Annotated in this window: 16 protein-coding genes and 1 pseudogene; 13 read left to right on the forward strand and 4 right to left on the reverse strand. The window is 72.1% G+C overall.

What is annotated here, in order from left to right; all coding sequences use genetic code 11:
* Positions 1-410: pseudogene (locus tag ACFXB5_RS44765) on the reverse strand (hypothetical protein); the annotation flags it as partial.
* Positions 407-1,387: an aldo/keto reductase gene (locus tag ACFXB5_RS44770; protein WP_201853900.1), complete on the reverse strand. Its 981-nt coding sequence runs from the start codon at positions 1,385-1,387 to the stop codon at positions 407-409. The gene ACFXB5_RS44770 and the pseudogene ACFXB5_RS44765, both read right to left, overlap by 4 nt.
* A gap of 127 nt (positions 1,388-1,514) precedes the next feature.
* Here ACFXB5_RS44770 and ACFXB5_RS44775 point away from each other — a divergent pair, with 127 nt between their 5' ends.
* Complete coding sequence (locus ACFXB5_RS44775; RefSeq protein WP_385219608.1) at positions 1,515-2,564, forward strand: LLM class F420-dependent oxidoreductase; 1,050 nt, start codon at positions 1,515-1,517, stop codon at positions 2,562-2,564.
* Positions 2,565-2,828: 264 nt separating this feature from the next.
* Positions 2,829-3,635: a ferritin-like domain-containing protein gene (locus ACFXB5_RS44780; RefSeq protein WP_385219610.1), complete on the forward strand. Its 807-nt coding sequence runs from the start codon at positions 2,829-2,831 to the stop codon at positions 3,633-3,635.
* A 75-nt stretch (positions 3,636-3,710) separates the two neighbouring features.
* Here the strand turns inward: ACFXB5_RS44780 and corA are convergent, their stop codons facing one another.
* Positions 3,711-4,703: a magnesium/cobalt transporter CorA gene (gene corA / locus ACFXB5_RS44785; protein ID WP_385219612.1), complete on the reverse strand. Its 993-nt coding sequence runs from the start codon at positions 4,701-4,703 to the stop codon at positions 3,711-3,713.
* 99 nt (positions 4,704-4,802) lie between these two features.
* On the opposite strand from corA, the gene ACFXB5_RS44790 reads away from it, so the two are divergent.
* From ACFXB5_RS44790 to mshC, 4 genes are all read left to right on the forward strand, one after another.
* The gene (locus ACFXB5_RS44790; protein WP_385219614.1) at positions 4,803-5,498 is read left to right on the forward strand and encodes a histidine phosphatase family protein; all 696 of its coding nucleotides are present in this window, start codon (positions 4,803-4,805) and stop codon (positions 5,496-5,498) included.
* Between the two features lie 123 nt (positions 5,499-5,621).
* Positions 5,622-6,212, forward strand: coding sequence for a DUF3090 domain-containing protein (locus ACFXB5_RS44795; protein WP_210944929.1), 591 nt, complete (start codon positions 5,622-5,624; stop codon positions 6,210-6,212).
* Positions 6,176-7,084: an SCO1664 family protein gene (locus ACFXB5_RS44800; RefSeq protein ID WP_385219616.1), complete on the forward strand. Its 909-nt coding sequence runs from the start codon at positions 6,176-6,178 to the stop codon at positions 7,082-7,084. The genes ACFXB5_RS44795 and ACFXB5_RS44800 overlap by 37 nt, the downstream gene beginning before the upstream one ends.
* 219 nt (positions 7,085-7,303) lie before the next feature.
* Positions 7,304-8,533 (forward strand): cysteine--1-D-myo-inosityl 2-amino-2-deoxy-alpha-D-glucopyranoside ligase, encoded by a 1,230-nt coding sequence (gene mshC, locus ACFXB5_RS44805; protein WP_385219618.1) that lies wholly within the window; start codon positions 7,304-7,306, stop codon positions 8,531-8,533.
* Positions 8,534-8,706: 173 nt separating this feature from the next.
* Here the strand turns inward: mshC and ACFXB5_RS44810 are convergent, their stop codons facing one another.
* Complete coding sequence (locus ACFXB5_RS44810) at positions 8,707-9,924, reverse strand: PAC2 family protein (protein ID WP_385219620.1); 1,218 nt, start codon at positions 9,922-9,924, stop codon at positions 8,707-8,709.
* A gap of 218 nt (positions 9,925-10,142) precedes the next feature.
* Between ACFXB5_RS44810 and ACFXB5_RS44815 the strand changes: the two genes are divergently transcribed.
* From ACFXB5_RS44815 to ACFXB5_RS44845, 7 genes are all read left to right on the forward strand, one after another.
* Complete coding sequence (locus tag ACFXB5_RS44815; RefSeq protein WP_385219622.1) at positions 10,143-11,567, forward strand: L-fuconate dehydratase; 1,425 nt, start codon at positions 10,143-10,145, stop codon at positions 11,565-11,567.
* Positions 11,564-12,340, forward strand: coding sequence for an SDR family NAD(P)-dependent oxidoreductase (locus tag ACFXB5_RS44820; protein ID WP_385219624.1), 777 nt, complete (start codon positions 11,564-11,566; stop codon positions 12,338-12,340). Before ACFXB5_RS44815 ends, ACFXB5_RS44820 begins: the two co-directional genes overlap by 4 nt.
* 117 nt (positions 12,341-12,457) lie before the next feature.
* A complete protein-coding gene (locus tag ACFXB5_RS44825) occupies positions 12,458-13,492 on the forward strand; it encodes a sugar ABC transporter substrate-binding protein (protein ID WP_086881674.1) in 1,035 nt (344 codons plus the stop codon).
* 2 nt (positions 13,493-13,494) lie between these two features.
* Positions 13,495-15,081 (forward strand): sugar ABC transporter ATP-binding protein, encoded by a 1,587-nt coding sequence (locus ACFXB5_RS44830; protein WP_385219626.1) that lies wholly within the window; start codon positions 13,495-13,497, stop codon positions 15,079-15,081.
* A complete protein-coding gene (locus tag ACFXB5_RS44835) occupies positions 15,078-16,112 on the forward strand; it encodes an ABC transporter permease (protein WP_037956487.1) in 1,035 nt (344 codons plus the stop codon). The genes ACFXB5_RS44830 and ACFXB5_RS44835 overlap by 4 nt, the downstream gene beginning before the upstream one ends.
* Positions 16,113-16,128: 16 nt before the next feature.
* Positions 16,129-17,136, forward strand: coding sequence for an aldo/keto reductase (locus ACFXB5_RS44840; protein ID WP_385219628.1), 1,008 nt, complete (start codon positions 16,129-16,131; stop codon positions 17,134-17,136).
* Positions 17,137-17,162: 26 nt separating this feature from the next.
* Positions 17,163-18,014: an amidohydrolase family protein gene (locus tag ACFXB5_RS44845; protein ID WP_385219630.1), complete on the forward strand. Its 852-nt coding sequence runs from the start codon at positions 17,163-17,165 to the stop codon at positions 18,012-18,014.
* Positions 18,015-18,136 lie beyond the last annotated feature (122 nt).

Raw genomic sequence — 18,136 nt, forward strand, 5'->3', positions numbered from 1 at the left:
GCAGCCACCGCGAGAGCGGCCGCCCCCTCCCGCGCGCAGCCCTCCGCGTCGGAGCTCGCCCCGGCGCCGCCGGACTCGTCCTCTCCGGCGGGTGCGGAAGCGCCATCTCCCGCACCCGGGCCCGCGTCATCGCCTGCCCCGGTGTCCCCCTTGCCCGCCCTCGGGCCGGGCCCGCCCTGCCCGGCGGCAGCCTCCGCCTCGTCGGCCCCGCCTCGTCCAGCGGGTCTGGCGGCCGTGGCCGCCCCCGCGGGGTTGCCCGGGTCACCCGGCGCGCGGGTCCCAGCATTCGCCGGTTCCGCCGGTTCCGCCGGTTCCGCCGACACTGTCGGTTCCGGGGAACTCGGGTCGGCCTCCTCGGGCGCGGGCGCGGGCGCGGGTGCGGCGTCGCCGGCGAGGCGGTCGGTACTCACAGCGTGCTCCAGTCCTGATCGGGATAGCGGTGCACGGGCGCCGACACATCGTCGAGCGCCTGGCAGATCTCGTCCGGAAGACTAAGGGTCTCCGCCGACAACGCCGCCCTCAGCTGCTGGGCGTTGCGCGCGCCGACGATCGGGGCGGTGACGCCCGGGCGGTCGCGGACCCAGGCCAGGGCCACATTGAGCGCGGTGGTCGCCAGGCCGTCGGCGGCTATGGCGACCGCCTCGACGATCCCGCTCGCCTCCTCGTCCAGATACGGCTCGACGAACGCCGCGAGCTCGGAGGCGCCGCGCGAGTCGGCGGGTGTCGTATGGCGGTACTTGCCGGTGAGCACACCGCGGCCGAGCGGTGAGGACGGCAGCAGCCCGACGCCCAGGTCGAGCGCGGCGGGCAGCACCTCGCGCTCCACACCGCGCTGGAGCAGCGAATACTCCATCTGCGTACTGGCCAGCCGGGTGTGCGCGCCCGAGGAGGCCAGCTGCCAGGTGGCGGCCTTCGCGAGCTGCCAGCCGCTGAAGTTGGACACCCCCACATAGCGGGCCCGCCCGCTGCTCACCGCGATGTCGAGCGCCTGGAGGGTCTCCTCGAGCGGGGTGAACGGGTCGAAGGCGTGCACCTGCCACAGGTCGACATAGTCCGTGCCCAGCCGCTCCAGGGAGGCGTCCAGCGCGGCCAGCAGATGGCCGCGCGAGGTGTCGAAGCGGCGGTCGGGGTCGGGCACACTGCCCGCCTTGGTCGCGATCTGGAGATCGCGCCGGGGCAGCAGCCCCTCCAGCAGCCGCCCCAGGAGGTACTCGGCGCCGCCGTCCGCGTACACATCCGCGGTGTCGACGAGCGTCCCGCCCGCTTCCCAGAACGCCTTGAGCTGATCCGCGGCGTCGTGTTCGTCAGTGTCCCGCCCCCAAGTGAGCGTGCCGAGCCCGAGCCGGGAGACGCGCAGGCCCGTGCGGCCGAGGTGCCTTAGCTCCATGAACATCGAGATTACTGGCCGCAAAGCGCCACGTGGCAGCCTGTGGATAACCCACCCCTGACGTATCAGGGCCACGCGCGCTAGAGTCCCCGGAACAGCGACGTTACTGATCAGTAAGGGGTGCGGTATGAGGCTCGGCATCAACCTCGGCTACTGGGGCGCCGGAATGGACGCGGACAACCTCGCGGTCGCCCGCGAGGCCGACAAGCTCGGCTATTCCGTCTGCTGGGCAGCCGAGGCCTACGGTTCGGACGCCGCCACGGTGCTCGCGTGGGTCGCCGCGCAGACCGAGCGCATCGACGTCGGCTCCGCCATCTTCCAGATCCCGGCCCGCACCCCAGCCATGACGGCGATGACCGCCGCCACTCTGGACACCCTCTCCGGTGGCCGCTTCCGCCTCGGGCTCGGCGTCTCGGGGCCCCAGGTGTCCGAGGGCTGGTACGGGGTGCGGTTCGACAAGCCGCTCGCCCGCACCCGCGAATACGTGGAGATCATCCGCAAGGCGATGTCGCGCGAGCGGCTGACCCACGAGGGCCAGAACTGGACCCTGCCGCTGCCCGACGGCCCCGGCAAGCCCCTCAAGCTCACCGTGCACCCGGTGCGGGAGTACATCCCGCTGTACATCGCGGCCATCGGCCCGAAGAACCTCGAGCAGACCGGCGAGATCGCCGACGGCGCCCTGGTCCTCTTCTACGATCCCGAGCACGCCGAGGAGACCACCCTCAGCTCGCTGCGCGCGGGCCGCGAGAAGGCGGGCAAGGACCTCGAGGGCTTCGACGTGGTACCCACCGTCCCGATGGCCCTCGGCGACGACGTCCGCGCCCTCGCCGACCAGTTCCGCCCGTACACCGCGCTCTACGTGGGCGGTATGGGCAGCGCCAAGCAGAACTTCTACAACAAGCTGGCGCAGCGCATGGGGTACGAGAAGGAGGCCGCCGAGATCCAGGAGAAGTACCTCTCCGGGGACAAGGAGGGCGCCGCCGCGGCCGTCCCCCACGAGCTGATCGACTCCACCGCGCTGCTCGGCCCCGTCGAGCGCATGGCCGACCGCATGCAGGCCTACGCGGGGGCCGGGGTCACCACCCTGTCGCTCACGCCCGCGGGCTTCACGCTGGAGGAGCGGCTCGCCGGGCTGCGGGCGGGCGTCGAGGCCCTGGAGCGGGCCGGGCTCGCCTAAGGGCCACGACACCGGGATAGTTCTACGGCCGTGGTGGGGGCTCGGGGGTCTTCCCCGCCACGGCCGTCATCCAGCACAACGCCCCCGCCGCCCAGGGGTTACGCGGACGCGGCGTCCGGAGGGGTCCCCCGTTCGGCCGAGCCGGGCGCCTCAGCTGTTGCCGCCGCCCCCACCGGGCCGTTGACTTTTTCTGCGCTCGTCGCGCGTGGATGTCGGCCCGACAAGCGCTGGGCGGCGCACGACAAGCGCACGGAGGTGGCGGCGATGCTCTCGGCGAGAAGCGTGTTCCAGGAGATCCTCGACAACGACGAGTCGTTCCGGCTCTTCTGCTCCGTCGCGGCCAGCGGGGAGGCCCAGGGAGGCTGGGAGAACGGCCGGATCGCCGCCCTCGTGCCCGAGAGCCGCCGCGACCTCGCGCCCAAGATCGCCCGCCATGGCGCCGACGAGGACAAACACGGCCGGATCTTCAACGCCCTGCTCCGCAAGCGCGGTCTGGAGCCCATGGAGGTGCCGCCCGAGACCGACTACACGATGCTCCTGGAGGCACGCGGCATCGGCCTCGCCCATGACAAGCTGCGCCGCGACGAGCCGCTCACCGAGCACGACATCGTGATCTACCTCGCGCACAGCCGGGTCACCGAACAGCGCGCCTCGGCCCAGATGATGATGTTGCGCAGGTACTTCGGCGACCACCCCGGCCTCGGCCGCGCGGTGCGCATGATCGCCGACGACGAGGACAACCACCTCGCCTACTGCCACGAGGAGTTGCTGTGCCTGGCCGCCGACGGATACGGCCGGACCATCCAGCGGACCCTGCGGGAGAGCGCGCTCGTCGAGATGGAGGTCTACCGGGACGTCAGCCTGGCCGTGATGGCCCACATGGGACGCCTTCTCGGCTGGCCCAAGCCGAAGTCCGCGCTGCTCGCGGCCGGGATCCACGCCCTGCACACGTACGAGCGGCTGGGCGGCTGGCGGCGCATGGTGTCACTGCGGATGCCCGAGCGGCGGAACGCGCTGGGCGGACCCGCGAAGAGCGCTTCCGGCGCACCCGAGGCACCCGAGTTCGTCTGACGGCCCGGCCTCGCCACGTCGGCCGTCTGACTCCGACAGACCGGCCTCGCCACACCAGCCCCCCGCCTCAAGACCTCAGAGCCACCCACGCCGCTTGAACCAGCGGTACAGCAGCGCGATCACACCGCCCATGAGCGCGACCACCGCCGGGTATCCCCAGGGCTGCTTCAGCTCCGGCATGTGCGTGAAGTTCATGCCGTAGATCCCGGCGATCATCGTCGGGACCGCGGCCATGGCCGCCCACGCCGAGATCTTCCGCATGTCGTCGTTCTGCCGCACGCCCATCTGCGCGAGATGGGCGGAGAGGATGTCCGACAGCAGCCGGTCCAGCCCCTCCACATGCTCGTTCACCCGGGTCAGATGGTCGCTGACATCGCGGAAGAACGGCCGGGAGCCCTCGTGCACGAACGGCACCCCGGCGCCGGTGAGCCGCTCCATCGGCTCCTCCAACGGCCCGGCCGAGCGGCGGAATTCCATCACCTCGCGCTTGAAGGCGTAGATCCGCCCGGCGGTGTTCTGCCCGGCGCCCGCGTTCGGGGCGAACACCTCCGTCTCCAGCTCCTCCAGGTCCCCGTGCAGATCGTCGGCCACGTCCAGGTAGTGGTCCACGACCGCGTCGGAGACCGCGTACATCACCGCCGTGGGGCCGTGCTGCAGCACCTCGGGCATCTTCTCCAGCCGGTCGCGCACCGAGCCGAGCGGATTGGCCTCGCCGTGCCTTACGGTCACCACGAAGGAGTCACCGACGAAGACCATCAGCTCACCCGCGGTGACGGTCCCGGCCCGGTCGTCGTACTGCACCGGCTTGAGCACCAGGAACAGCGAATCGTCATAGACCTCCAGCTTCGGCCTCTGGTGGGCGCACAGGGCGTCCTCAACGGCCAGCGGATGCAGTCCGAACTCGCTGGTGACCAGCTCGAACTCCTTCTCGGTCGGCTCATGCAGCCCGATCCACAAGAAGGCGTCCCCACTCGCGCGCGCCTCGTCCAGGGCGTCGGAGAAGTCGGCGGGTCCCTCGGTGCGGGCCCCGTCCCGGTAGATGGCACAATCCACGATCACGCTGCGCATTGTGCCTCGCGTGATGCCGATCGGCACAGGGGGACCCCCGGTACGGGATCGGTGCGCATCCCCGCTGAGCGGCGCCGGAGGGGTCGTAGGGTGGCAGCCATGCCCATGCTGATCCTCGTACGGCACGGCCGGTCCACCGCCAATACCGCGGGCGTCCTCGCGGGCTGGACACCCGGTGTCGCCCTCGACGAGCGCGGTACGGCCCAGGCCGCGGCGCTGCCCGGCAGACTGGCCGGGGTGCCGCTCGCCGCCGCCGTCACCAGCCCCCTGCAGCGCTGCCGGGAGACCCTGGCCCCGCTGCTCGCCGCCCGCCCCGAACTGCCGCTGCACCCCGACGACCGGATCGGGGAGTGCCACTACGGCGACTGGTCCGGCCGGAAGCTGGCCGAGCTCGCCGATGAACCATTGATGAACATCGTCCAGCAGCATCCGTCCGCGGCCGCCTTCCCCGGTGGCGAGTCCATGCGCGCCATGCACGCGCGCGCGGTCGAGGCGGTGCGCGACTGGAACGCCCGGATCGAACGGGAGCACGGCGCCGACGCGGTCTATCTGATGTGCTCCCACGGGGACATCATCAAGGCGCTGGTCGCGGACGCCCTCGGACTCCATCTCGATCTGTTCCAGCGGATCTCGGTCGAGCCCTGCTCGGTCACCGCGATCCGTTACACCCCGACCCGGCCCTTCCTCGTCCGGCTGGGAGACACCGGGGACTTCGCCGGTCTGGCGCCGCGCGAGGAGAACTCCGGCAACCGCGGCGGGGACGCGGCGGTGGGTGGCGACGCGGGAGCACCGTGATCGCTGTGCGCAGTAGGGTGGTGCCGCGGTGCGAGGGCGCCGTGACAGCCGTGACCGGGCGGTCGTGACACCCAGCGGTCAGCAGTCAGTCAGCCGAGTAGTCGAACCAAATGGAGCAGGACGTTGTCCCGTCAGGTGTTCCTCTATGACCCGCCGGACCGTTTCGTCGCCGGTACGGTCGGGCTGCCTGGTCGCCGTACCTTTTTCCTGCAGGCGTCCGCCGGCAGCCGGACCACCAGTGTCGCGTTGGAGAAGACGCAGGTCGCCGCCTTGGCCGAGCGGATAGACGAGTTGCTGGACGAGGTGGTGCGGCGCACCGGCGGAAACGCCCCGGTCCCCGCCGTCGCACCGACCGAACTCAGCGACACCGCACCGCTGGAAGTCCCCGTGGAGGAGGAGTTCCGGGTCGGCACCATGGCACTCGCCTGGGACGGCGAGGAGCAGCGGATGATCGTCGAGGCGCAGGCACTGGTCGAGCTGGAGGCCGAGTCCGAGGAGGACCTGGCCGAGGCCGAGGAGCGGCTGCTCCAGGACGATGTGAACGGCCCGCCCATGCTGCGGGTGCGGCTCACCGGGACGCAGGCGCGCGCGTTCGCCAAGCGCGCCCTGGAGGTCGTCAACGCCGGCCGGCCGCCCTGCCCGCTGTGCAGTCTGCCGCTCGACCCGGAGGGACACGTATGTCCGCGCCAGAACGGATACCGCCGCGGAGCCTGACGCCCCCGGCCCCGGCCGAGCTGCTGCCCCCGGCCGAGCTGCTGGCTCTCGGTGAGCTGACGGTGCGCGGCCGGGTCCGGGAGGCGTCCAACGCGGTGCTGTACTGCACGGTCGAGTACGAGGGCCACAGCGCCCCTTGTGTCTACAAGCCGGTGGCCGGGGAGCGGCCGCTGTGGGACTTCCCGGACGGCACGCTCGCCCAGCGCGAGGTCGCGGCGTACGAGATCTCCGAGGCCACCGGCTGGGGCCTGGTGCCGCCCACGGTGCTGCGCGACGGGCCGTACGGGCAGGGGATGTGCCAGCTCTGGGTGGAGGTCGAGACGGCCACCGAAGGGCCGGACGGGGCCGACGGCGGGCCGGACGGCGATGGCTCGGAGGAGATCGGGGGAGCGGAGCTGCTCGCGCTCGTCGAGGGCGATGAACCGGGCCCCGGCTGGAAGGCGGTGGGCTACGCCGAGGTGGGCGAGGGCCGTACGGCGCTGCTGGTCCACGCCGACGACATACGGCTGCGCCGGCTGGCCGTCCTCGACGCGGTGATCAACAACGGCGACCGCAAGGGCGGCCATCTGCTGCCCGCGGCCGGTGGCCGGCTCTATGCGATTGATCACGGAGTGACGTTCAACGCCGACGACAAGCTGCGCACCCTGCTGTGGGGCTGGGCCGGGGAGCCGCTGCCGGACGATGTGCTGGAGGTGCTGCGCCGGCTGGCGGGCGAGCTGGCCGACGGCGGCCCGCTGAGCGCCCGGCTGGCGGAGCTGATCACCGGGGCCGAGATCGAGGCCCTGCGGGCCCGTGTCGCCGCCCTGTTGCGCACGGGGAAGCACCCCGAGCCCAGCGGCCAGTGGCCCGCCATCCCCTGGCCGCCGGTCTGACCGGATGGGTCCGCTCCGGTCCGGTGGACCGGCCCGCTCCGGGGCCGTGGGGCCGTCCGTTCCGGGGCCGGGTGGGGCCCGTCACGCCCCCGCCCGGAGCCCCTGGAACGCGGATCGGGCAGCTCAAGCAGCCCGCGGACGTCCGCGCAAGACCGCCCATCCGGCCAACACCACTGGTCCGGTTCGTATGCGGACGCTGCATCCGGTTACGCTCATTGCATGTATGCCTGGCCCGCTTCTGAGGTTCCCGCCCTGCCCGGCAGTGGCCGTGACCTGAGCATTCACGACACCGCGACCGGGGGACGGATCAACCTGACCCCCGGTCCCGTCGCGCGCATCTACGTCTGCGGGATCACCCCGTACGACGCGACCCACATGGGTCATGCGGCGACCTACAACGCGTTCGACCTCGTTCAGCGCGTATGGCTCGACACCAAGCGCCAGGTGCACTACGTCCAGAACGTCACCGATGTCGACGATCCTCTGCTGGAGCGGGCGCAGGCGAACGGCGACGACTGGACGGCCCTCGCCGAGCGTGAGACCGCCCTCTTCCGCGAGGACATGACGGCCCTGCGGATGGTGCCCCCGCAGCACTACATCGGCGCCGTCGAGTCCATCCCGGGGATCGTGCCGCTCGTGGAGCGGCTGCGCGACCTGGGCGCCGCCTATGAACTCGAAGGCGACATCTACTTCTCCGTGGAGTCCGACCCCTCCTTCGGCTCGGTCAGCCGGCTCGACGCCGAGGCCATGCGGCTGCTGTCCGCCGAGCGCGGCGGCGACCCGGAGCGCCCCGGCAAGAAGAACCCCCTCGACCCGATGCTGTGGATGGCCGCCCGTGCCGGCGAGCCGAGTTGGGACGGCGGATCGCTCGGCCGCGGCCGCCCCGGCTGGCACATCGAATGCGTGGCCATCGCCCTGGACCACCTCGGCATGGGCTTCGACGTGCAGGGCGGCGGATCCGATCTCGCCTTCCCGCACCATGAGATGGGCGCCTCGCACGCCCAGGTCCTCACCGGTGAGCGGCCGTTCGCCAAGACGTATGTGCACGCCGGGATGGTGGCCCTGGACGGCGAGAAGATGTCCAAGTCCAAGGGCAACCTGGTCTTCGTCTCGGCGCTGCGCCGCGACGGCGTCGACCCGGCGGCCATACGGCTCGCGCTGCTGGCCCGCCACTACCGCTCGGACTGGGAGTGGACGGACGGGCTGCTGCGGGAGGCCGAGGAGCGCCTCGACCGCTGGCGTGCCGCCGTCTCGCGGCCCGACGGGCCCTCGGCGGACGCGCTGGTGGAGGAGATCCGCGAGGCGCTCGCGGACGATCTGGACTCCCCGGCCGCCCTGGCCGCCGTCGACCGCTGGGCCGCCGCGCAGTCGGCCACCGGCGGTACGGACGAGGGGGCGCCCGGTCTGGTCTCGCGCGCCGTGGACGCGCTGCTGGGCGTGGCCCTCTGACGCGTCGTCGGGGCGCCGCGCCGCGACGGTGAACGCATGAGCCCGCGCCGGATTCCTCCCGGCGCGGGCTTCTCGCTGTCTCGTACGCCGCGTGCGTGGTGTGCGCGGCGTACATGGCGTACGTGGTGTGGCGCGCGTTGTGCGGCGTCGTGCGCCGTGTGTGGCGGTCGTGGCTACCGGTCGGAGCCGGACCCCTCGTCCCCGTCGCCACCCCGGTCCGTGCGGCCCTCGTCGCGGCGTGAGGCGTCCTGGCCCTCGGTGTCCCGGTCCTCGGCGCCCTGGCCGTCGTCGGCCTCCTCGGCGTCGTCCGCCGCCTTGGCGCTGTCGGCGTCCTTGACGTCGTCCACGTCCTTGGCCTCGTCGCCGTCGCCGCCGGTGTCCTCGGCGTCGTCCTTGGCCATCTCGTCCTTGGAGGACGGCTTGCGCGGCCGCCCATGGCCGGTGGAGGGGTCGCGCAGGTAGGGGGCGCCCGGGCCGCCCGTGCCGCCTTCCCGGCCCTCCGCCAGGCCGCCGCTCTCGGTCGCGTGGCCGCCGGCGGGGCCGGGCTGGCCGTCACGCCGCCGCAGATAGCGCTCGAACTCGCGGGCGATGGCCTCGCCGGACGCCTCGGGCAGCTCGGCGGTGTCCCGCGCCTCCTCCAGCGACTGGACGTACTCGGCGACCTCGCTGTCCTCGGCGGCCAGCTGGTCCACGCCCAGCTGCCAGGCCCGCGAGTCCTCGGTCAGCTCGCCGAGGGGGATGCGCACCGTGATGAGGTCCTCGAGGCGGTTCAGCAGCGCCAGGGTGGCCTTCGGGTTCGGCGGCTGGGAGACGTAGTGCGGCACGGCCGCCCACAGGCTCACCGCCGGGACGCCGGCGTGGGCGCACGCCTCCTGGAGGACCCCGACGATCCCGGTCGGGCCCTCGTAGCGGGTCTCCTCCAGGTCGAGGCTGCGGGCCAGGTCCGGGTCGGAGGTGACCCCGCTGACCGGCACCGGCCGGGTGTGCGGGGTGTCGCCGAGCAGCGCGCCGAGGATGACGACCATCTCCACGCCCAACTCATGGGCGTAGCCGAGGATCTCGTTGCAGAACGACCGCCAGCGCATGCTCGGCTCGATACCGCGCACCAGCACCAGGTCCCGGGACTTCTCCCCGGTGTCCGCCCGGACCACCGAGAGCCGGGTCGTCGGCCAAGTGATCTTGCGCACCCCGCCCTCCAGGGCCACGGTGGGGCGGTTCACCTGGAAGTCGTAGTAGTCCTCCGCGTCGAGCGAGGCGAAGACCTCGCCCTTCCACTCCCGGTCCAGGTGCCCGACGGCGGTCGAGGCGGCGTCTCCGGCGTCGTTCCAGCCCTCGAAGGCACAGATCATGACCGGGTCGATCAGCTCGGGAACCCCCTCAAGCTCGATCACCCAGCGCCTCCTTCCGACCGGGGCGGACGGATGGTGCCGCCTCCAGCTGCAGTTTCCCATTGCGTGCCACCCAAGCCTACGGCTTTCCGGGGCTCCGGCCGCAGCCCCTGTCCAGGAGCACTAAGAGATTCATCCGATCTGTCCTTCGAAAGTTCGCACGCACCTCTGGACGAAACCCCTATGGCAGCGCTATACATCGGATCATCGCGAAAGGTCCGATGTTCTCTCTCGCGCATCGTTTCAGGGAGCCCCCATTGAGTCAGCGTCCATCCGTCACCGAGCTCGAGGTCCATGACATCCGGTTTCCCACCTCGGAGCAGCTCGACGGCTCGGACGCCATGAACCCGGACCCCGACTACTCCGCCGCCTATGTCGTGCTGCGCACGGACGCGGGGGAGGGTACGGCGGCCTCCGAGGGACACGGCTTCGTCTTCACCATCGGCCGCGGCAACGATGTCACCGCGGCCGCCATCCGCTCCCTGCGCCCCCATGTGGTGGGCCGCCCCGCGCCGCTGACGGCGGCCGATCTCGCCGCCCTGCACCGTGAGCTCACCCATGACTCGCAGCTGCGCTGGCTCGGGCCCGAGAAGGGCGTCATGCACATGGCCGCGGGTGCGGTGGTCAACGCCGCCTGGGACCTCGCCGCCCGGCAGGCCGGAAAGCCCCTGTGGCAGTTCCTCGCCGAGATGTCGCCCGAGGAGCTGGTCGAGCTGGTCGACTTCCGCTACCTCAGCGACGCGCTCACCCCGGAGGAGGCGCTCGCCATCCTGCGGGCCGCCGAGCCCGGCCGCGCCGAGCGCGCCGCGCGGCTGCGCGAGCGGGGCTACCCCGCCTACACCACCTCGCCCGGCTGGCTCGGTTACTCCGACGAGAAAATGATCAAGCTGGCGCAGGAGGCCGTCGCCGACGGCTTCGGCCAGATCAAGCTCAAGGTCGGGGCCGATCTGGACGAGGACCTCAGACGGATGCGGCTCGCACGCGAGGCCGTCGGCCCCGATGTGCGCATCGCCGTGGACGCCAACCAGCGCTGGGACGTGGCGGAGGCGGTGCGCTGGATGAGCGCCCTCGCGCCGTACGACCCGCACTGGATCGAGGAGCCCACCAGCCCGGACGACGTCCTCGCCCACGCCGCCATCCGCGCCGGACAGCCGGTCAAGGTCGCCACCGGTGAGCACGTCGCCAACCGCGTGGTCTTCAAGCAGCTGCTCCAGGCCGAGGCGGTGGACTTCGTCCAGATCGACGCGGCACGGGTCGCCGGGGTCAACGAGAACCTCACGATCCTGCTGCTCGCCGCCAAGTACGGACTTCCGGTGTGCCCGCACGCGGGCGGCGTCGGGCTGTGCGAACTCGTCCAGCACCTGGCCATGTTCGACTTCGTGGCCGTCTCGGGCAGTTGGGAGGACCGCGTCATCGAGTATGTCGACCACCTCCACGAGCACTTCGCCGATCCCGTGGTCATCGAGTCGGGCCGCTACCGGGCTCCGACCGCGCCGGGCTTCTCCGCCCGTATGTACCCAGAGTCGATCGCCGCCTACCGCTATCCGGACGGGCCCGAATGGCGGGTCCGCCTCGCTCAGCCGGTACCGGCTCAGCCCGTACCGGCCCCGTCCGCACCCGCACAGCCTCAGGAGGACCACCAGTGACCACCGGCGACTTCGAAGGGCTGGCCGCGCTCGTCACCGGCGGCGCCTCCGGTATCGGCGCCGCCATAGCCGCCGCGCTGCGCGACCGAGGCGCGCGGGTCGCCGTGCTCGACCGCGATCCGTCGGGCGCCCCGGACGGCACGCTGCCGCTCAAGGCCGATGTCACCTCCGACGAGGGGGTCAGGACCGCGGTGGACGCGGCCGTGGCCGAGTTCGGCGCCCTGCACACCGTCGTCGGCAACGCGGGCATAGGCGCGATCGGCAGCGTCGAGGACAACTCCGACGAGGAGTGGCACCGGCTGCTGGACATCAATGTGCTGGGCCTGGTCCGCACCGCGCGGGCCGCGCTGCCCCACTTGCGCGCCGCCGCGGCCGACCGGCCCGGCGCCGTCTCCATCACCCACACCTGCTCGATCGCCGCCACCGCTGGGCTGCCGCAGCGCGCCGCCTACAGCGCCAGCAAGGGCGCGGTGCTGTCGCTGACCCTCGCCATGGCGGCGGACCACATCCGCGAAGGGGTGCGCGTCAACTGCGTCAACCCCGGCACCGTGGACACCCCGTGGGTCGGCCGGCTGCTCGACCAGGCCCCCGACCCGGCGGCCGAGCGCGCCTCCCTGGAGGCCCGGCAGCCCACCGGACGGCTGGTCTCCGCCGACGAGGTGGCCGCCGCCGTCGCGTACCTCGCCAGCCCCGCCGCCGCGGCCGTCACCGGTACCGCGCTGGCCGTCGACGGAGGGATGCAGGGGCTGCGGCTGCGCCCCGCCTCCTCCTAGACAACCGCCCGATCGCTTGAGACAACCGCACAATCGCCTCCGCCCGAGGCCGGCACCACCCGCACCACCCGCACCACCCGCACCACTCGACCCAGGAACGACCAAGGACGGGACTCGATGACGAGACTCCGCACCACCGGCACCGCCGCCTGCGCCGTGCTGCTGGCCGTCGCAGCGCTCACCGGCTGCAACCGAGAGAGCAATGGCGCCGGCGGCGGCAAGGTCGGCATCGACATGCCGCGGACGGACACCGACTTCTGGAACTCCTACCAGCAGTATCTGGAGAAGGGCATCGACAAGGGCACGGTCTCCGCGCTCCCGCTGTCCAACTCGCAGAACGACATCGGCAAGCTGGTCGCCAACGTCCAGGCGTTCACCGACCAGGGCGCCAAGGCGGTCATCATGGCGCCCCAGGACACCGGGGCCATCTCCTCCACCCTGGAGCAGCTGGAGGAGAAGAAGATCCCCGTCATCAGCGTGGACACCCGGCCCGACTCCGGCAAGATCTACATGGTGGTGCGCGCCGACAACCGGGCGTACGGCACCAAGGCGTGCGAGTACCTCGGCGAGAAGCTGGGCGGCAAGGGCCGGATCGCCGAGCTCCAGGGCGACCTCAGCTCCATCAACGGCCGGGACCGCTCACAGGCGTTCGCCTCCTGCATGAAGAAGAAGTACCCCGGCATCAAGGTGCATGAGCTGCCCACCGACTGGAAGGGCGATGTGGCCTCCGCCAAGCTGCAGAGCCTGCTGGCCCAGCACAAGGACGTGAACGGCATCTACATGCAGGCGGGCGGCGCCTTCCTGCAGCCCACGCTCGCGCTGCTGGAGCAGAAGCGGCTGCTGAAGCCCGCCGGTTCGGCCAAGCACATCACGATCATCTCCAACGACGGGATACCCGAGGAGCTGGACGCGATCCGCTCCGGGAAGATCGACGCCACGCTCTCCCAGCCCGCCGACCTCTACGCCCAGTGGGCCCTGAACTACGCGAAGGCCGCTCTGGACGGCAAGACGTTCAAACCCGGCCCCACCGACCACGACTCCAAAATCGTCAAGATCGAGAATGGCCTGGAGGACCAGCTCCCGGCGCCGCTGGTCACCAAGGAGAACGTCGACGACAAGAAGCTGTGGGCCAACCAGCTCGAGAAGAAGTGACCATGGCCGAGGCCGAGCAGCCCGCCGTCGTACGAGCCCAGGGCGTCGTCAAACGGTTCGGGCCCACCGTCGCCCTGGACCACGCCCGGCTGGCGGTGCGGCCCGGGGAGGCCCATGCGCTCGTCGGGCGCAACGGGGCGGGCAAGTCCACGCTGGTGTCCGTCCTGACCGGGATGGAGCGCCCGGACGAGGGTGAGGTGACCTTCGCGGGCGAGCCCGCCCCCGGCTACGGCGACACCGCCGCCTGGCAGCGCAAGGTGGCCTGCGTCTACCAGAAGTCGATGGTGGTCCCGGACCTGACGGTCGCCGAGAACCTCTACCTCAACCGCTTCCCGGGCGCGGGGCGCATCCGCTGGCGCGCCCTGCGCGAGGACGCCCGCGCGCTGCTGGCCGAGTACGGCGTGGAGGTGGATCCGCAGGCGCGGGCGAAGGATCTCAGCGTCGAGCAGCGGCAGTTCGTGGAGATCGCCCGCGCGCTCTCCTTCGGCGCCCGGCTGATCATCCTCGACGAGCCCACCGCCCAGCTCGACGCGGGCGGTATCGACCGGCTCTTCGCCAAGCTGCTGGAGCTGCGCCGGCAGGGGGTCGCCTTCCTGTTCATCTCGCACCATCTGCAAGAGGTCTACGAACTCTGCGACACCGTCACCGTCTTCCGCGACGCCCGCCATGTGCTGACCGCCCCGGTCGCCGGCCTCCCCAAGGAGGAGCTGGTGGCGGCGATGACCGGGGACGACGGCGGGGTGCCCGAGGGCGACTCCCGGGTCGTCGTCCGCGCTCCCGTCGCCCGTAAGGAGGCCGACCCGGACGGGGAGCCGGTGCTGCGCACCGAAGGGCTCGCCCTGGAGGGCGAGTTCGACCCGCTGGACCTGGTGGTGCGCCCCGGCGAGGTGCTCGGCCTGGCCGGGGCCACGGCCAGCGGCAACACGGCGGTCGGCGAGACCCTGGTGGGGCTGCGCAAACCGGCCGGCGGGCGGCTGTCGGTGCGCGGCCGGCCGGTGCGCCCCGGCAGCGTGCCGCACGCCATCGACGCGGGCATCGGCTACGTCCCGGAGGACCGGCACGACCAGGGCCTGGTCCTGGGCCGCAGCGTCGCCGAGAACGCCACCCTGACCGTCACCGACCAGCTCGGGCCCTATGGCACGGTGCTGCCCTCCCGGACCCGCGCCTTCGCCCAGCGGATGATCACCTCCCTGGACATCAAGACCTCGGGACCTTCGCAGCCCGTTTCGGGTTTGTCCGGCGGAAATCAGCAGAAGGTCGTCATCGCGCGGGCGCTGGCCCGTGAGCCCAGCGTCCTGGTCGCGATCCGCCCGACCGCCGGGGTGGACGTGAAGTCCAAGGACGCGCTGCTCGGCGTCGTACGGGACGTGGCCGCGTCCGGGAGCGGCGCGGTCATCGTCTCCGACGAACTGGACGATCTGCGGGTCTGCGACCGGATCCTGGCGTTCTTCCACGGGCGGGTGGTCGCCGAGTTCGGCAGCGGCTGGAGCGACCGTCAGCTCGTGGCCGCCATGGAGGGCATCACGGAGCCGGGCACCAACGGCACGTCGGGGGACACCGAAGACCGCACAGAAGGAAGGCAGACATGACCGATACCGCACGGCAGCGGACCGCCGAGGCGGTGGCTGACGACCCGGCGGGGGGCCGGCCGCGGATCGACATCGCGCGCTGGCGCGATCTGTCGCTGGTCCCCGTGATCTTCGTCCTCGGGGTGATCGGCTTCATCGTCTCGCCCGCCTTCCTCACCGAGGACAACCTGATCGGCGTCGTCCAGCAGTCCACCGAGCTGGGGCTGCTGGTGCTGGGCGAGGCGCTGATCCTGATCAGCGGGCGGATGGACCTCTCCCTGGAGTCGACCATCGCCGTGGCGCCGGTGATCGCCCTGTGGCTGGTGCTGCCCGAGCACGGGGCGCGGTTCGAGGGCCTGGGGCTGCTGCCGGTGTGGACCGCGATACCGCTGTGCCTGGCGGTCGGGGCGCTGATCGGCGCGGCCAACGGCTTCCTGATGCTCAAACTGCGCGTCAACGGCTTCATCGCCACCCTGGGCATGCTCACCATGCTGCGCGGACTCCAGGTCGGCATCGCCGAGGGCCAGTCGATCGTCAACGTCCCCGAGTCCTTCCGCTACCTCGGCAAGGCCGAGTGGCTCGGCGTGCCCGCCGCCGTGTGGATCTGCCTGGGGCTGTACGCCCTCGGCGGCCTGGCCCTGGGCTATCTGCGGCACGGACGCTCGCTGTACGCGATCGGCGGCAACCCCGAGGCCGCGCGCGCGGCGGGCATCCGGGTGGACCGGATCACCTGGATCGTGCTGAGCGTCGGCGGACTGCTGGCCGCCTTCGCGGGCATCCTGTACACGGGCCACTACGGCTCGGTCGCCGCGACCCAGGGCAACGGCTGGATCTTCCAGGTGTTCGCCGCCGCGGTCATCGGCGGGATCAGCCTCAAGGGCGGCCGCGGCACCCTCTTCGGCGCGCTCACCGGCGTGCTGACGCTGCAGCTGGTCGTCAATGTGATGACCCTCGGCGGGGTACCGCCCCTGTGGAACCAGTTCATCAACGGCTCGATCATCATCGTCGCGCTGATCATCTCCCGCTACGCCAGCGGCGAGAAGCAGGACTGAGAGCCGGGAGGAAACCATGGCGGTCGACGGCGGACGGGCACCGAGCGGCCCCCGCGAACTGGGGCGCTCGGGGGTGCGCGTACCACCCCTGGGCCTCGGCTGCGCGCCGCTGGCCAATCTCTACGAGGCGGTGCCGGAGGAGCGCGCGCTGGACACCGTAAGGGCGGCGTTCGACACCGGCCTCACCTATATGGACACCGCGCCGCACTACGGCGTCGGGCTGTCCGAGGAGCGGCTGGGGCGGGTGCTGGCCGGGCGCGACCGCGCCGGGTACACGCTCTCCACCAAGGTGGGGCGGCGGCTGCGGCCGCGCGCCCCCGGCGAGCCCGTCCAGGCGGACGGGTTCGCCGACACCCCCGACCGGGTCCGGGAGTGGGACTTCACCCGGGACGGCATCCGCGCGAGCCTCGAGTCCTCCCTGGAGCGGCTCGGCGTCGACGCCGTGGACATCGTCTACCTCCACGACCCGGAAGACCACGTCCCCGAGGTCTATGAGACGGCCTTCGCGGCGCTGGCCGAGCTGAAGCAGGAGAAGCTCGTCCGGGCCATCGGCTTCGGCATGAACCACAGCGACCTCCTCGCCCGGTTCGTCGCCGACTTCGACGTGGACGTCGTGCTGTGCGCCGGGCGCTGGACGCTGCTGGAGCGCACCGCCTCCGACGATCTGCTGCCGGTGTGCGAGCGGCGCGGCACCTCCGTGGTGGTCGGCGGGGTCTACAACTCCGGGCTGCTCGCCGACCCCAGCCCCGGGGCCCGCTACGACTACCAGCAGGCGCCGCCCGAACTCCTCGCGCGGGCCCGGCGGCTGGCCGAGGTGTGCGCCGAGTTCCAGGTGCCGCTGCGGGCCGCCGCGCTGCGCTTCCCCTTCGGCCACCCCGCGGTGGCCGCGGCGGTGGTCGGCTGCGCCTCCCCGGCCGAAGTCCGGGACAATGCCGCGCTGTTCGCCCACGACATCCCCGATGAGCTGTGGCAGGCCCTGGTCCGGCGAGGTCTGGTCGACGACGACATCCCGCTGCCGGTCTGAACCACCCGAGGAGTGCCCGAGTGCCCTTGCCGCGCCGTATCGACGCCCATCACCATCTGTGGGACCTGACCCGCCGTGAGCAGCCGTGGATGGACGGCGCGTGGGCCGAGCCCATCCGCCGCACCTTCACCCCGGACGACCTCGCCCCGCACTTGGACGCCCATGGGATCGACGCCACCGTCGTCGTCCAGTCCAGCTCCTCCGTGCAGGAGACCCGGGAACTCCTCGCCCTGGCCGGCGGATCGGACCGGATCGCGGGCGTCGTCGGCTGGGCCGACCTCACCGACCCGGGGGTGGGCGAGGTGCTCGCGGAGCTGGCCGCCGGGCCCGGCGGCGACCGGCTGGTGGGCCTGCGCCACCAGGTGCAGGACGAGCCGGACCCGCGGTGGCTGGACCGCGACGACGCCCGCCGGGGGCTGGCCGCCGTGGCCGACGCGGGTCTGGTCTACGACCTGCTGGTCACCCCGCGCGAGCTCCCCGCGGCCTTGGACGCCGTCCGTGAGCTGCCGCAGCTGCGCTTCGTCCTCGACCACGCCGCCAAGCCGCCCGTGGCGAGCGGGGAGCGCGACCCCTGGGCGTGGCAGCTGGCCGCGCTCGCGGCGCTGCCGAACGTCGACTGCAAGCTGTCCGGTCTGGTCACCGAGGCCGACTGGGACGGCTGGAAGCCCGAGCAGGTGCTTCCGTACGCCTGGCACGTCCTGGACGCCTTCGGGCCCGGCCGGGTGCTGTTCGGCTCCGACTGGCCGGTGTGCGTCCTGGCCGCGACCTACGACGAGGTGGTGGCCCTCGCGGACCGGGCCGTCCTCCGGCTCGGCGAGGACGAGCGCGCCGCCGTCTTCGGCGGCAACGCGGCCCGCGCCTACGGTCTGGGAACCTAGGGGGTGTCCGACGGATCTTCCCGCCCGCGGCGGACTGCTCTCCTCCCGCCCCTTCCCGACACCTGACGATATGCGGCTCCGCCGCGTGGGGGGCTTCGCCCCTGGACCCCCGGGGTCTGGGG

The organism is Streptomyces sp. NPDC059455 (genome assembly GCF_042750115.1).
GTDB classification, from domain to species: domain Bacteria; phylum Actinomycetota; class Actinomycetes; order Streptomycetales; family Streptomycetaceae; genus Streptomyces; species Streptomyces endocoffeicus.

What these genes read in the sequence shown, in the direction of transcription:
- ACFXB5_RS44825 (WP_086881674.1), top strand. Translation starts at nt 12,458, where the DNA reads ATGACGAGACTCCGCACCACCGGCACCGCCGCCTGCGCCGTGCTGCTG.
- mshC (WP_385219618.1), top strand. Translation starts at nt 7,304, where the DNA reads ATGTATGCCTGGCCCGCTTCTGAGGTTCCCGCCCTGCCCGGCAGTGGC.
- corA (WP_385219612.1), bottom strand. Translation starts at nt 4,703, where the DNA reads ATGCGCAGCGTGATCGTGGATTGTGCCATCTACCGGGACGGGGCCCGC.
- ACFXB5_RS44770 (WP_201853900.1), bottom strand. Translation starts at nt 1,387, where the DNA reads ATGGAGCTAAGGCACCTCGGCCGCACGGGCCTGCGCGTCTCCCGGCTC.
- ACFXB5_RS44840 (WP_385219628.1), top strand. Translation starts at nt 16,129, where the DNA reads ATGGCGGTCGACGGCGGACGGGCACCGAGCGGCCCCCGCGAACTGGGG.
- ACFXB5_RS44830 (WP_385219626.1), top strand. Translation starts at nt 13,495, where the DNA reads ATGGCCGAGGCCGAGCAGCCCGCCGTCGTACGAGCCCAGGGCGTCGTC.
- ACFXB5_RS44835 (WP_037956487.1), top strand. Translation starts at nt 15,078, where the DNA reads ATGACCGATACCGCACGGCAGCGGACCGCCGAGGCGGTGGCTGACGAC.
- ACFXB5_RS44800 (WP_385219616.1), top strand. Translation starts at nt 6,176, where the DNA reads ATGTCCGCGCCAGAACGGATACCGCCGCGGAGCCTGACGCCCCCGGCC.
- ACFXB5_RS44815 (WP_385219622.1), top strand. Translation starts at nt 10,143, where the DNA reads ATGTTCTCTCTCGCGCATCGTTTCAGGGAGCCCCCATTGAGTCAGCGT.
- ACFXB5_RS44775 (WP_385219608.1), top strand. Translation starts at nt 1,515, where the DNA reads ATGAGGCTCGGCATCAACCTCGGCTACTGGGGCGCCGGAATGGACGCG.
- ACFXB5_RS44790 (WP_385219614.1), top strand. Translation starts at nt 4,803, where the DNA reads ATGCCCATGCTGATCCTCGTACGGCACGGCCGGTCCACCGCCAATACC.
- ACFXB5_RS44780 (WP_385219610.1), top strand. Translation starts at nt 2,829, where the DNA reads ATGCTCTCGGCGAGAAGCGTGTTCCAGGAGATCCTCGACAACGACGAG.